This is a genomic window from Exiguobacterium sp. SH0S1, from assembly GCF_004337165.1.
Classification (GTDB): domain Bacteria; phylum Bacillota; class Bacilli; order Exiguobacteriales; family Exiguobacteriaceae; genus Exiguobacterium; species Exiguobacterium aurantiacum_A.
The window spans coordinates 244,448-258,077 of sequence record NZ_SJVC01000001.1 but is presented as its reverse complement, the minus strand read 5'-3'; the positions used below and the strand labels follow the sequence as shown (position 1 = coordinate 258,077).

The window sequence follows — 13,630 nt, the reverse complement described above, 5'->3', positions numbered from 1 at the left end:
CTAGTAGACCATTCATAAAGGGGGAACTGGAATGAAGATTGGGGTAGTCTTATTTCCATCAAAACAAGTTCAAGACTTCGCCAACTCGTATCGAAAACGGTACGATACGAAGTACGCTTTGATTTCGCCACACGTGACGATCAAAGAACGTACCGAAGTCGACGAAGCCGAGTTACCAAAAGTGCTCGAGTATTTACAACAAATCGCTGAAACGACGAAGCCGATTCAGTTGAAGATCGACGGTGCCCGCTCGTTCGCGCCGACGAACAACGTCCTTTACTTAAAAGTGTTGCCGACGCGCGAACTCGCAGCGCTACAAACTCGCTTACACGAAGGTGCACTCGATCAGCCTCCGAAGTACGAGTTCCTCCCGCACATCACGATCGGACAAGATCTGACCGACGCCGAGCTGTTCGATGTGCTCGAACGGATGCGGATGGAACAAGTCCATTTTGAAGAGACGATCAACCGTATGGCCGTCATGTACGAGCTCGAAAACGAAACATGGAACGTCTATGAGACGTTCCGGTTCCGAGGTTAATATTATACGCTCCGGTCGACGAAACGACCGGGGCTTTTTTCTTGTTCAGCTTCTAACCATTCTTCTTGACGCGGAATAATCCGCTGGACCCGCTGGATGCGAGTGACCGGTTCGATGTTCGCCCGTTCTGTCGGTTGGACCTGGCGATTCCCATATTGGACGACCGTAAAATCAATCTGATAAGGACCCATGATCTTCCCTCCCTCACAAGTCCTTACCCCAAACGGTTACGCTATAATACAAAAAGAGCGCATTTACGCGCCCTTTCCCAAACTTATAAAATATGGTAGCCGCTGTCGACGTGGATGACTTCTCCCGTGATGCCGCTCCCCATGCCCGATAACAAGAATAGACCGGTCGAGGCCACTTCTTCAGCCGAGACGTTCCGGCGCAGTGGTGCCTTTTGCTCGAGCTCAGACAAGATGCTGTTAAAGTCGCCGACGCCTTTCGCCGACAACGTCCGAATCGGTCCAGCCGAGATCGCGTTGACTTGTACGCCTTGCGGGCCGTATTCGTTCGCCAAATATTTGACGCTCGAATCGAGCGCGGCCTTAGCGACACCCATCAAGTTGTAGTTCGGTACGACCCGTTCCCCTCCGAGATACGTGAGCGTGATGACCGAAGCGTTCTCTGCGAAGTAAGGTTTTGCCGCCTTGACGACCGCCGTCAAACTGTACGCCGAAATATCGAGCGCTTGTGCGAACTGACCGCGCGTCATCTCCGAGAATTCACCGCGCAACGCTTCTTTATCCGCGAAAGCGATTGAATGCGCAATCCCTTGAATCAGACCGACTTGCTCATGGATCGAACGGAACGTCGTGTCGATCGCTTCATCGTTCGTCACATCACACTCAAGCAACAGTGCTTCTTGGCTCAATTCAGCAGCGAGTGATTCGAGACCTGACTTGAAACGTTCAGACGCATAAGTGAGCACGAGCTTCGCTCCTGCCGCGTCGAGCGTTTTCGCGATCGCCCAAGCGATCGAGCGTTTATTGGCAATCCCCATGACGACGTACGTCTTGTTCGTTAACGTTGGATAAATTGACATTGTGAACTCCCCTTTTTAGTACCTGGTTATAATATCTGTTATCAGATTACAGAATGGTGTCTGTTTTGTCAACCGCCTCGTAACGTATTGCGATTTTTTATAGTTACGGTAAGATAAACTACGTATAGAAAGGGTGAGACGACTTCATCATGAACCGCATTCAATCTTATTTAAAAAGTTTAGACACGACACTTCTGACAATCGTCTTCTTCTTGATGGTCATTAGCCTAGGCGCCATTTACACGGCACAACCGATGTTGCCAACACGATTACAACATATTAACTTCGCCTTCGATCAAGGAATCCGTTACATCATCGGATTCGTCGCCATGTTTGCCATCATGACAATCGAATACGAGCAGTTGCGAAAAATTCATTGGTATCTCTACTCCTTTGGTTTATTGCTTTTAGTTGGCTTAATTCCGCTCCGGGATACCACACTCGTTCCAAATATTAATGGGGCGTATGGATGGTATAATGTGCCTGGTTTCAGTTTTCAACCAGCTGAATTTATGAAGTTGTTTTTACTTATTTCCATGGCCACAATCGTCTACGACCACAATAAACGTTACGGTTCGTCTCAACAGGATGCGTGGCTGTTAATGAAACTAGTATTACTCGCTATCCCGCCTCTTGGGCTGATTGTCACGCAACCAGACTTAGGGACCGGGCTTGTTTTAATCACGATGCTCGGTGCCATCATCATCGTGTCAGGAATCGGTTGGAAGTGGTTGCTCGGTCTATTTAGCGCTGCCGCCGTGACGATCGGTGGGTTCATGTACTTGTTTTTCTCGCATTTCGAGGTGCTTCAAAGCTTCGTTCCGGGCCACGCCTTGAATCGCTTTCAAGCATGGATTTACCCATATGAGTACTCTGACGATTTAGCGTTCCAGTTGATCAAATCGCTTCAAGCCATCGGTTCTGGTCAAATGTTCGGAACTGGCTATGGTCAAGGTTTAGTCTATCTACCAGAGTCGCAGACCGATTTTATTTTCGCCGTCATCGCTGAGCATTATGGTTTTATCGGTGCAGCAATCGTGATTATCGTCTTCTTCTTGTTCTTGTACCGGATGATTCATATCGCGCTCGAAGCGAGCAGTCCGTTCGGAAGTTACATCGTGACCGCCGTCATCGCCATGTTCACGTTCCAGATCTTCCAAAATATCGGAATGACAATCGGTGTCCTCCCGATCACCGGTTTGACCTTGCCGTTCATCAGTTACGGGGGTACCGGGATCATCATGAACATGATTGCCATCGGGCTCGTCATGAACGTCGCCTCAAAATCAAAAACGTATATGTTTGACGACGATTAAACATAGCCCCGCACTCATTTGAGCGCGGGGCTATGTTTTGTTCACTCGTGTTCGAGTTGAAAGTCTACGGGGTAAGCCGCTTCGATTACGATACTCTCCCCTGTCAACGGATGATCGAACGCGGCAGACGAGCTGTGAAGCGCGTGACGGGCGAGCACGGGACGTCCGCCATACATCGTATCCCCGAGTAACGGATGACCAATATGGCGCATGTGGACGCGTATCTGATGGGTCCGTCCGGTCTCGAGTTGGATCGTCAACGCCGCATAGTCACCGTGCGACTCGACGTGACGGACGTGTGTGACGGCTCGTTGCCCGTCGTCTGTGACGACGCGTTCCATGATCGAGTGTTCGGCCCGACCGATCGGCGCATCAATCGTCTGTCGTTCGACCAGTCCTTCGACGAGGGCGATGTACGTCCGGGACAAACCACCTCGCTTTTGAAGTTCGCTGAAACGATGGTGCACGTACGCATATTTAGCGAACAAGACGACACCAGACGTATCCCGGTCGAGCCGATTGATCACATGAATCGCCGAGTGCAATCCAATTCGTTCATAGTAACCGAGCACAGCGTTCGCAAGCGTGTCGTCAGGATGAAGCCGAGACGGGATCGTCGCGATGCCTGCCGGCTTATCGACGGCGAGCAAATAGTCGTCCTCGTAGATGACCGTGAGCGGACGCCGTGAACGGACCATCGTTTCCGCTGGCTGCTCAAGCGGAAAATGAACCGTCACTTCATCGCCGCTCGACACATCAAAGCGAACAGTCCGCGGCTCCCCGTTCACTAAGATGAGGCCACCGTGTTTGACTTGCGTCAACATCTTGCGTGAGATGCCACAATCCCCCATCAAAAAATCGCGCAGCGGGACGTTCGTCTCCGCGACACGACGTAATGTAAAACCGTACATATGTTACTTCCCTTCCTCGATGAACGATTCGCGCACCCGACGCCAAAACGGGAACGGGCGGAACCGGGCGAACGTCACTTTTTCTCTCGCGACCGCGCAACGGATCGACTGGACGTTCGACCACGACAGTGCTTCCTGATGGTCGAACGCGAGCTCAAACTCCGTTTTCGTATGCGGTTTGATTTTGACTTGGTGGTGCTTCGGCAACAACAGTGGTGAGCCGATCGTCCGGTAGACGAGATTATTGATCGACGCCATCTCGGTCACTTGGATCGCCTCGATCGATGGATGGACGATCGCACCGCCGAGCGCTTTATTATAGGCGGTCGAGCCGGAAGGTGTCGAGATGCAAAGCCCGTCTCCGCGGAACGTTTCAAAGTAATCATCACGGATCGACAAGTCACACACGAGCGTGCGCTTGTAATTTTTAATCGTACACTCGTTCATCGCCAACTGCCGCTCCGTCGTCCCGTCCTCATAGTCGATCAACACTTCGACGAGCGGATAAGATACCGGTTCAAACGACTCGCTCGTGATCATCTCTGTCAATTCATCGAGCTCGTCCGGTTGCCAGTCGGCGTAAAAACCGAGATGGCCCGTATGGATGCCGACGAGAAGGGTGTCGTCTAACCGATCGACATATTCATGGAACGCCTGTAGCATCGTCCCGTCCCCACCGACCGAAACGACGATCCGAGGTTGTTCTGAGACGGAATGTCCCGCCTCGGTCAACTTGTCTGTCAACTCACGCGCGATCTCCGCGGAACGCGCATCTCCCCTTGACACAATCGCAAACTGCATACACTCACCCCCCTAGTCTTGGTCCGTTTGGACGTTCATTTCTTTATCACGAAACACTTGCTGCGCATCTTGAATTTCGACGCGGAGCTGACTCATCTCAGCATCGAGCAGAAACGCCGCCTCCGCGGCCCGACGCAGCCGTTCTTGGACTTCTTGCGGCATGTCGCCATCGTATTTATAGTTTAACGAGTGCTCGATTGTCGCCCAAAAGTTCATCGCGAGCGTCCGAACTTGGACTTCGACGAGCGTCGGGAATTCCCCGTGGATCGTCTGGACCGGGTATTCGATGATGATGTGATACGACCGATAACCCGATTCTTTTTGATTCGTGATGTAGTTCCGTTCCTCTACGATTTTAAAGTCGGTCCGGTGGTGCAACAGCTCGAGGACCTGCACGATATCGTCCACAAATTGACACATGATTCGAAGCCCGGCGATGTCTTGCATCTCGGTCGACAAGTGATCATAGGCGATCTGTTTGCGTTTCGCTTTCTCGAGAATGCTACCGACCGGCTTGACCCTGCCGGTGACGAACTCGATCGGAGAATGGTCATTTTGCGAGTTGTATTGCTTACGGATCGCTTTAAACTTAACTTTCAGCTCATCAACCGCAATTTGATACGGCACTAAAAATTGATCCCAGTCCACTGATTGCATATGCTGTCACCACTTTCGTTCGTTTCGGAAAACCTTGCTTTTTCCGTATGTATCCGATTGTATGGTATCATAAACCAACAATTGTTCATAGAATGGAGCGATGATGAATGACCCAAGAAGTGGAAATTGAGTTTAAATCGATGCTGACGAAAGATGAGTATGAGACGTTGCTCGAATCGTATCAGTTATCCGACCAAATTAAATGGCAAGCCAACGATTATTTCGATACGCCCACGTTTGAACTGCGCAGCCAAGGCGCGGCCTTGCGCATCCGCGAGAAGAAGACCGGTCAAGTTTTGACGCTCAAACAACCGCACGATGTCGGACTGCTTGAGACGCATGCACCAATCAATGAAGAAGCGGCGGAAAATTTGTTCAAGTACGGCATCGTCCACGACGAACAGATGAAACAAGCCCTCGCCACGTTCAATTTGACCGGACCGCTCGAACATTTGGGCCGCCTCGAGACGAAGCGTGCTGAAATCGAGACGGCAGACGGTCTGCTCGTGCTCGATGAAAGTCATTATTTGGAGATTTGTGATTATGAAATAGAATTCGAAGTGACGGACGAAGCGGCAGGCCGAATCGCGTTTGAAAAGCTGCTCTCGAGCCACAATATCCCGTTACGTCCGGCCAAAAATAAAATCGTCCGATTCATGGAAGAAAAGATGGGACGGAGTGAAGGTTGAGCAGATACGTTGCCAACCTTTTTTTTTCGTTGCTACAATGAGCATACGATATATTTGATTTTGTTTACGAGAGGAGGCGACACAATGGAACTTGAACAATGTAATGAGTCATCCTGTTCACTGGAAGAATCTTCTATCCAAGTAACATATAAGCCATTAGAGTTATTCTATTTCATGGACATCTCTGATCCCGACGGTTTTCACGTGATGACACTCATTAAAAAACTCGAGCTCGAATACGGGCACTTGATTCGTTTTCGGATGGTCTCGACGGTTCCTAGTTGTGTTGGCGGATGTCAGGAAGAGGTTCGCCTTCTCACGATGATCAAGGCTATGGAATTACAAGGGAAACGCCATGCGATGCGTTTTTTGCGTCACCTTCATATTAACGACGCCTTTACGAAGGATGCTTCTAACGATGCCGACCTGTGGGAGATCGCGCGCTCTTACGCTGGATACGGACTCGATATCGATGAGTTGGCGGCAGATATGCAGTCGAATCAACTCTTGAGCGCCCTCGCTGTCGACCATCAAATATTAAAAGACTGGGAAATCGAATCACTTCCCGCCATGACGTTCGTCACCCGTGACGAGGCGCTCAAAATCGAAGGCGTCTATCCTTACGACGTGTACCAAGCCGTTATGAGTGAACTGCTCGGATACGTACCGAATCGGCAAACCGGTTGGAACGTTGAAAAAGTGTTACGTCACTACGACGCCTCGACAATCACTGAGCTCGCGTTCATCTTAGAGCTCGACAAGCCGATCATCGAGCGGGAACTGAAAAAACTGTCGCTCCAGCAACGTTGCCGCCCTGTTCCCGGCTGCAGCGGTCAAGCATGGGCCACACAAAAATAAACGGATACAAAAAGAAACCCACGGCCGGGGAGCCGTGGGTTTTTGACGTCTCAAGCGGGGACAAGAGACGCCGATCTTAACACCCGGGGAAGGTGTCAAGACGGGAGAAAGTTTACGGTCAATAAAGGGGTTTGTGATTGATTTCACACTTATAATATAACCATAGGCTCGCCTGTTGACAAGCACTTTGTTCATATTGTCACATAATGTTCACGCGCATGCACGCTTACGAAAACAGGAGTGATTCCATCTCATCGAGGACGGATTCAAACTGATCGAGCGCCGCTAACACAGGTGCTTTCGTCGTCATGTCAACGCCGGCCGCCTTCAACACCTCGATCGGGTAATCGCTCGACCCGGCTTTTAAGAACTTATCGATATAACGTTTAACGGCAGGCGCGCCTTCGTCCATGATTTGTTGCGACAACGCCGCTGACGCCGAAATTCCTGTCGCATACTGATATACATAGTAGTTGTAGTAGAAGTGCGGGATACGGGCCCACTCGAACGCGATCTCTTCGTCGATGATGATGTCGTCGCCGAAGTAACGCTTGTTCAACTCAAGATACGTCTCGTTCAAGTATTCTGGTGTGAGCGAGATGCCGTCTTGGGCCGCTTGATGGATCTTATGTTCGAACTCGGCGAACATCGTCTGACGGAACAGCGTCCCCCGGAACGTCTCGAGTTGATTGTTGAGCAAGTAAAGACGCTCGGCTTTGTCCGTCCGTGTCTTCAACAAATAGTCGTTCAAGAGCGCCTCATTCGTCGTCGAGGCGACTTCTGCCACGAAAATCGAATAGTCCCCATACGGGTACGGTTGCGTGGCACGCGTGTAGTGACTGTGTACCGAATGACCGAACTCGTGGGCGAGTGTGAACAAGTTGTTCACGTTGTCTTGCCAGTTCATCAAGATGAACGGTTGCGTGTCGTACGCGCCAGACGAATAGGCACCGCTACGTTTGCCGCGAGTCTCCCGGACGTCGACCCAACGTGAGTCGAGACCGTCTTTGACGATTTGGACGTACTCGTCTCCGAGTGGAGCCAGACCTTGGACCATGAGCTCTTTCGCTTCTTCATAAGGCACTTTCATCTCGACGTCTTTGACGAGTGGCGTGTACAGGTCATACATGTGCACCTCGTCTACACCGAGCGCTCGTTTACGAAGCGCGACATAACGGTGCAACAGATCGAGCCGTTCATTCACCGCTTCAACGAGTCCATCGTATACCGATTCAGGAATCGAGTTGTTGTGGAGTGCCGATTGACGCGCACTCTCAAACTTGCGCACCGTCGCATAAAAGTTGTCCTTCTTCACGCTCCCAGACAGAGTTGACGCGAACGTGTTCAAGTATTGTTTGTACGTCCCATACATCGCTTTAAAAGCCGTCTCACGCACGCTGCGGTCTGCCGACTCTAAAAACGTAATGTAACGTCCGTGCGTCAGTTCGACTTCTTCTCCTTGCTCATTCTTTACTTTAGGGAATTTCAAATCGGCGTTGTTGAGCATGCCGAACGTCGAGCTCGATTGCCCGAGCACGTCGCCGGCTTGGGCGAGAATCGCTTCTTCCGCTTCCGTCAAGACGTGGGGCCGCTCTTGCGCCAACTCATCGAACGCATGACGGTAAACGGTCAACCCTTCGTGGCCGCCCATGAACGCTGTGATCTCACTTTCGTCGATGGCGAGCAGTTCTGGTGTCATGAAGGCGAGTTGAGCCGAAATTTGAGCGGCGAGTGACCCGGCACGGTCGTTCAGCGCCTGATAATGGCTGTTGGCCGTATCTTCGTCATAGCGCATATGGGCGTATGTATACAGCTTATGCAGTTGACGCGAGATCTCGTCACGGAGCTGCAGCGCCGCGTAAAGTGTCTCGGCCGATTCCCCGAGTTTCCCTTTAAATTCAACGAGTTCAGGGATTCGGGCTTTGAGTGTCTCAAAGTCTTGCTCCCACGCTTTGTCGTCGGCATAGATGGTTTCTAAGTTCCACGTCTCCTCGACGGGTACTTGTTGTCGTGTTAGTACTTCTGACATATGTCCACTTCCTTTTCTCAGTTTATATACGATTTCGCCATGAATCGCTGAAACCCTTGAAACAAACGAATATCGTCACGAAGTGCTGCTTCGAGCGTGACCGGGACTTGCCAGTCGATGACATACTCTGACAAGCCGAATACGTTCAAGAGTTGTCTCCATTGTAACTGAAACGAAGAAACAAAGTCGCTTGTCGGGGTCGCGTTGAACTGGCGGCATGTCTTCTCGATGCTAAAAGCGAGCGAATCCTGAGGCGCTTCCCGTCGATTTAAATACAAGACTGTTTGAAATTCGAACGGATGAACATGAACACCCCAGAGCGCCGGGAGCGGCAAATAACAGACGGTCGGCAATAGCGACGGTAACATGCCGAGCGGATAGAGACGATTCAAGATCAGCCGTCTGAAGAGCGGCGTCGGATAAGGCGGCGTCATACGCTTACGCCGCACGAGTTGAATCCATCGGTGCGCATCAAATCGATAAAAAGGTTCAAACGGCGAGACGTCAAAAGATGTCGCCGGCACCCATGTGCCTTGTGCCCGTCTGAGCGAGATCGGACACCCGACGAACCTGTACAACGCATTCTTGACCGGAACGATCAGCGTACGCCGCCGCGCGATCTCACACCTCATCCACGGTGAGAAGGACGGCACCGGTTCAAGACGTAATCCGCTCGCGATCCAGATGACGGTAAGACCGTTTCGCTCATAGTGCCTCGTCCGTTCTACGTAAGAATCGACTGCTAACGGTGAGGCCTGTATTTCGACGACGAACGACGCCTCCGCTTTTGACGCGACCAAGTCAGCCCGTCTCCCGTTAAGATCCACTTCTTGCTCGACATCATATCCGCCCGCCTGCAGCCATTGTCTGACGCCCCATTTATCGGTTCGGTGACCAACCGACTCTCCGCTCCCACACGTTTGAACGTGAGAAAAATGGAGCCGCCGTTTCGCTCCTCGTTTTACAATGACCCGTTCTCCGCACTGCGGACATGAAAAAGGGGCAGCCGGTTCGATTTGCCTCCGACTCAACGTATGGGCATCGACGTACTCCCCTGTCTGATCGATTGCGAACCGCATCCCGCTTCCCCCTCATAATAATGGTGAAAACATTCGTGCCAAAGATTCAACGAGTTTGATGAAATAAGATCGTTCTGCGAACGCGCTCAACTCCAACTCGTGAGACCCTTCAAAATCTTTGTAGATGTCTTGCTTGAGCTGATGAACCGAGTTCGTGTTGTACAGCAGTGCGTTCACTTCAAAATTGAGATGAAAACTGCGGAAGTCCATGTTCGCCGTCCCGATCGTCGCCAGGCCGTCATCGATGACGATGACTTTCGAGTGCATGAATCCTTCCTCGTACAAATAAATCTTGACGCCAGCGCTGAGCAAATCCTCAAAATAAGATCGGCTCGCATAGAAGACGATTTTATGGTCCGGGAAGCTCGGTAAGACGATGCGGACATCGATCCCCGACAAAGAAGCTGTCTTCAACGCACTCATAATATCCTCGTCAGGAATTAAGTACGGTGACGAGATGTATACCGATTTTTTTGCGGCGTTGATGAGCGCGAAATAAATCGACTTCATCGTCTCGTACGGCTCGTCCGGTCCGCTGGCGACGATTTGAACACCGCCGCTCGCGCTCCGCACCGTCTCGAGCGGCTCTAGGTAGAACGGTGTGAACAAGCGCTCACCCGTCATATAGTACCAGTCTTGCAGGAAAATCAGCTGCAGTTCCGATACCCCTTCCCCTCTGACGTATAGATGCGTGTCACGCCAAAATCCAAACTTCGTATGCTCTCCTAAATACTCGTCCCCGACGTTCAAACCGCCCGTGAACGCTTCGGTCCCGTCGATGACGACAATCTTACGGTGGTTCCGATAATTCGTTTTGCTCGAGACGAGCGGTAAGACGACGGGAAAGAACGCCTGGACGTGAACACCAGCTTGTCGCATCTCTTCGAAAAAAGAACTGCTCGTATGGATCGATCCGACTGCATCGTACAAAAACCGGACCTCGACCCCTGACCGCGCTTTTTCAATCAAAATACGTTGAATTTCCCGAGAAATACGATCTTCCCGGAAAATGTAATACTCGAGGTGAATGTGACGCGTCGCCCCGTTCAAGGCTGGCAATAGTTTCGAAAACTTTTCTTTTCCGTTCGTGAGGATTTGTGTATACGTGTTCGACGAGACGGGTAATTGATTCAATGAAGACGTTAAGTGGAGCAACTTCTCATAATCATCGTGCGGAAACATGAGCGATGGCGAGAGTGTCATCGCTTTTTGCCGATAAGCGAGATACGTTTCTTCATCCAACATCGCCTTCTCATTGAACATGCGTCTCCGCCGATAGTTTTGACCGAAGACGAAGTATGCGAATAAACCGACGACCGGAAATCCGAGCATGACGATTGCCCAGATGAGCGTTCGTTGCGGATTACGGTTCTCGAGCAAGATGACGAGCAGGATGCTAAACGTCGTCAGAAAGACGAGGATCGTGAACAGCCCAATCACTTGCGAGCTCCAGTAATAAGATAATACGGCAATGAGCCCTGCGAGCAAAAGAAGGGATAATAGTACTTGTATGCGTCGCAACATATTATAAGCTGACCCCGTTTCTGTCATGTATTATCATTAATTATACATCGGAACGATATCTTTTTGAGGGGAGTGGAGAAAATATGGGGACTTTTCTAGTGACGGGGGCGACGAGTGGCATCGGTCGTGCGGTCGCCTTACGGTTAACGGAAGAAGGACACGACGTCTTAGGCGTCGGACGTGATGAGACGAGAGGTGCGGCACTCGAACTCGAATCGGATAACACGATCACGTTCCTGAAATGTGATTTATCTCAAGCTGATGAGGTCGAGGCGCTCATGGATCGCCTCGTGGCCGATCAAGTCGTCCTGCACGGAGTATTCAATAACGCCGCGACGTTCGGTCGTCCCGGTACGCCTGAACGGTTGCCGGCCTCTGCTTTTGACGAAGTGTTCGAACTGAACGTGTTGGCGACAAACCGCCTCATTCAACGCGCGATTCCGCTCCTCGCGACCGGTTCAAGCGTGGTCAACAACGCAGCGATCGTCGGACACGTCAAGTTTCCGCCGATGCTTGGTCCATACGCCGCTTCGAAAGCGGCCGTCATCGCGTTGACGAAGACGTTCGCCCATCGGATGAAAGGAAAGATTCGTTTCAACGCCGTCTGTTTCGGACCGGTCGATACGCCGCTCAGCCATAAGCTGTACGGCGGCGAGGCAAAATTCAAAGACGCGATGAGCCATCATTTCCGTGGGAATGCCGCTTCACCGGAAGAAGTCGCACCGGTCGTCACGTTCTTATTGAGTGATGCGTCGAGCTATATTAACGGCCAAGCCATCACCATCGACGGTGGCTACAGCCTGTCTTGAACGCAAAAAGGGGTCGTCTACGAATTAGACGGCCCCCTTTTCACTTTTGTGCGAACAGCTGTATATTATGCCTTGATCTTCCTCGCTTGCATCATCTGGGTCGTCAAGAACGCCTTTTCGCGCGGATGTAAGTCGTCCCAGTTGATCACGTCTTCAATGTAATCGACGAACTCTTCAAACGTGTCGTGATGCGTTGGATGAGCGCGCAGGCGTCCGATTCGGATCGCCTCGAAAATCGACGCCATCACGAAAATGTCATGGCTCGCGTACGTCTTGATCGGCGCCAGCGCCTCGAACAACGTCGCTTCCATCGCTTTCCGTTTGATGTGCCAATCACTCTTGCCGTTTGAGAAGACGAAATCCCCTTCCGGAAGTTCACTTAATTCCCGTAAAATGTCCCCGATATAGTGAATCGCATGAATCGCCGTATTCGGGTCATTAATTCCCGGTGACACTCCTTTAAGGGCGATCTCACTCAATTTTTCGATGACGAACGCCGGGTCTTGAATCGATGAACGGATCTCGCCGATTTGAAACACGTCTTTGTCGAGAGCGTCATCCCCTAGCCAATATCCGAGAATATCTCCTTCCGCCACAAAGTCGCCGACCGCGACGACCGATTCGAAACTGATGTCGTGATCTTCTTGTTTCTCGCTCGAGAACAGTTGAACATAGCCGGTCCGTGAGGCGTACACCGCCTGCCCTGCTTCGAACGTATGGACCGATCGCTTCAGCACGATGCTCACCTTCCCATCTTCGACCGCTTGCTTCTGTTTTTCGATGACGGATAATGCCTCTCGATGTAAGGACGATAACAGGCGTTCAGCTTGAATCGAGACGCTGATCGTCTGAATGAACTTGACGAACGCCCAGATCGAACTGACGACCAATACGACGCTGACACCTGAGGCGAGGACGGCGTCCTCTTCCGAAGTCCGAATGAGAAATAAATTCGTGATCCCGTACACGGTAGTCATGATGAAAATACCGAGCGTATGTTTCGAAGCCGAGTTTGTTAAAAAGTTGTTGATCGTACGGGGCGAGAATTGAGATGAATACGTCGTCAGCACGACTAAAATCGTCGAAAAACTGAACGTCATCATCGTCATGAGACTCGTGAACGACGACGAAAGGACGGAAGCCGCTGAATCCTGATCCAAATAAATGATTTCTGGCAACAGTTCGCGGAAAAAGCTACCGAAATACTGCGTCAGAAACGTTAATACGATACCACCTGTCCCATACAAAAACGGGACGAACCACGTACTGTCTGACAACGTCAATTGTAAACGTTTGAGCATCAAGTCACCTCTTCAATATGTATAGATTAGTAAAAAAATCGCCTGTCCGCTTGAACAGGCGATTCGA

At 51.0% G+C, this 13,630-nt stretch carries 14 protein-coding genes; 5 read left to right on the top strand and 9 right to left on the bottom strand.

Annotated features, from left to right (window positions below; genetic code table 11):
• The first annotated feature begins 31 nt into the window (after positions 1 to 31).
• Positions 32 to 541 (top strand): YjcG family protein, encoded by a 510-nt coding sequence (locus EVJ20_RS01260; RefSeq protein WP_070327620.1) that lies wholly within the window; start codon positions 32 to 34, stop codon positions 539 to 541.
• A gap of 2 nt (positions 542 to 543) precedes the next feature.
• Here the strand turns inward: EVJ20_RS01260 and EVJ20_RS01255 are convergent, their stop codons facing one another.
• Together EVJ20_RS01255 and fabI are read right to left on the bottom strand one after the other, a co-directional pair.
• Positions 544 to 732, bottom strand: a complete 189-nt coding sequence (locus EVJ20_RS01255; RefSeq protein ID WP_016510315.1) for a hypothetical protein — start codon at positions 730 to 732, stop codon at positions 544 to 546.
• 83 nt (positions 733 to 815) lie between these two features.
• A complete protein-coding gene (fabI, locus tag EVJ20_RS01250; protein ID WP_071399503.1) occupies positions 816 to 1,589 on the bottom strand; it encodes an enoyl-ACP reductase FabI in 774 nt (257 codons plus the stop codon).
• Between the two features lie 149 nt (positions 1,590 to 1,738).
• Between fabI and EVJ20_RS01245 the strand changes: the two genes are divergently transcribed.
• Entirely contained in the window at positions 1,739 to 2,905 is a 1,167-nt protein-coding gene (locus EVJ20_RS01245; protein ID WP_071399502.1) for an FtsW/RodA/SpoVE family cell cycle protein, read from the top strand.
• A gap of 41 nt (positions 2,906 to 2,946) precedes the next feature.
• On the opposite strand, the gene EVJ20_RS01240 is transcribed toward EVJ20_RS01245, so the two are convergent.
• From EVJ20_RS01240 to EVJ20_RS01230, 3 genes are read right to left on the bottom strand one after another with little or no spacing between them, the layout of a single operon-like run.
• Entirely contained in the window at positions 2,947 to 3,816 is an 870-nt protein-coding gene (locus EVJ20_RS01240) for an RluA family pseudouridine synthase (RefSeq protein WP_131465403.1), read from the bottom strand.
• A gap of 3 nt (positions 3,817 to 3,819) precedes the next feature.
• Positions 3,820 to 4,617 carry an NAD kinase gene (locus EVJ20_RS01235; RefSeq protein ID WP_070327624.1) on the bottom strand — a complete coding sequence of 266 codons (798 nt, stop codon included), beginning with the start codon at positions 4,615 to 4,617 and terminating at the stop codon, positions 3,820 to 3,822.
• Between the two features lie 12 nt (positions 4,618 to 4,629).
• Complete coding sequence (locus tag EVJ20_RS01230; protein ID WP_070327625.1) at positions 4,630 to 5,274, bottom strand: GTP pyrophosphokinase; 645 nt, start codon at positions 5,272 to 5,274, stop codon at positions 4,630 to 4,632.
• A gap of 107 nt (positions 5,275 to 5,381) precedes the next feature.
• On the opposite strand from EVJ20_RS01230, the gene EVJ20_RS01225 reads away from it, so the two are divergent.
• Complete coding sequence (locus tag EVJ20_RS01225) at positions 5,382 to 5,963, top strand: CYTH domain-containing protein (protein WP_201738984.1); 582 nt, start codon at positions 5,382 to 5,384, stop codon at positions 5,961 to 5,963.
• 333 nt (positions 5,964 to 6,296) lie between these two features.
• Positions 6,297 to 6,821 carry a DsbA family protein gene (locus EVJ20_RS01220; protein WP_236633408.1) on the top strand — a complete coding sequence of 175 codons (525 nt, stop codon included), beginning with the start codon at positions 6,297 to 6,299 and terminating at the stop codon, positions 6,819 to 6,821.
• Between the two features lie 226 nt (positions 6,822 to 7,047).
• Here EVJ20_RS01220 and pepF read toward each other — a convergent pair whose 3' ends face one another.
• Genes pepF through cls form a run of 3 tightly spaced genes read right to left on the bottom strand, consistent with a single transcriptional unit; the run spans position 7,048 to position 11,453 of the window.
• Entirely contained in the window at positions 7,048 to 8,850 is a 1,803-nt protein-coding gene (gene pepF / locus EVJ20_RS01215; protein WP_131506878.1) for an oligoendopeptidase F, read from the bottom strand.
• Positions 8,851 to 8,867: 17 nt separating this feature from the next.
• Entirely contained in the window at positions 8,868 to 9,929 is a 1,062-nt protein-coding gene (locus EVJ20_RS01210; RefSeq protein WP_131506876.1) for a competence protein CoiA, read from the bottom strand.
• Positions 9,930 to 9,941: 12 nt separating this feature from the next.
• Positions 9,942 to 11,453: a cardiolipin synthase gene (gene cls, locus EVJ20_RS01205; RefSeq protein ID WP_131506874.1), complete on the bottom strand. Its 1,512-nt coding sequence runs from the start codon at positions 11,451 to 11,453 to the stop codon at positions 9,942 to 9,944.
• 83 nt (positions 11,454 to 11,536) lie between these two features.
• Here cls and EVJ20_RS01200 point away from each other — a divergent pair, with 83 nt between their 5' ends.
• Complete coding sequence (locus EVJ20_RS01200) at positions 11,537 to 12,262, top strand: SDR family NAD(P)-dependent oxidoreductase (RefSeq protein WP_070327630.1); 726 nt, start codon at positions 11,537 to 11,539, stop codon at positions 12,260 to 12,262.
• Between the two features lie 65 nt (positions 12,263 to 12,327).
• Here EVJ20_RS01200 and EVJ20_RS01195 read toward each other — a convergent pair whose 3' ends face one another.
• Positions 12,328 to 13,563, bottom strand: coding sequence for a DUF2254 domain-containing protein (locus EVJ20_RS01195; protein WP_070327631.1), 1,236 nt, complete (start codon positions 13,561 to 13,563; stop codon positions 12,328 to 12,330).
• Positions 13,564 to 13,630: the final 67 nt, after the last annotated feature.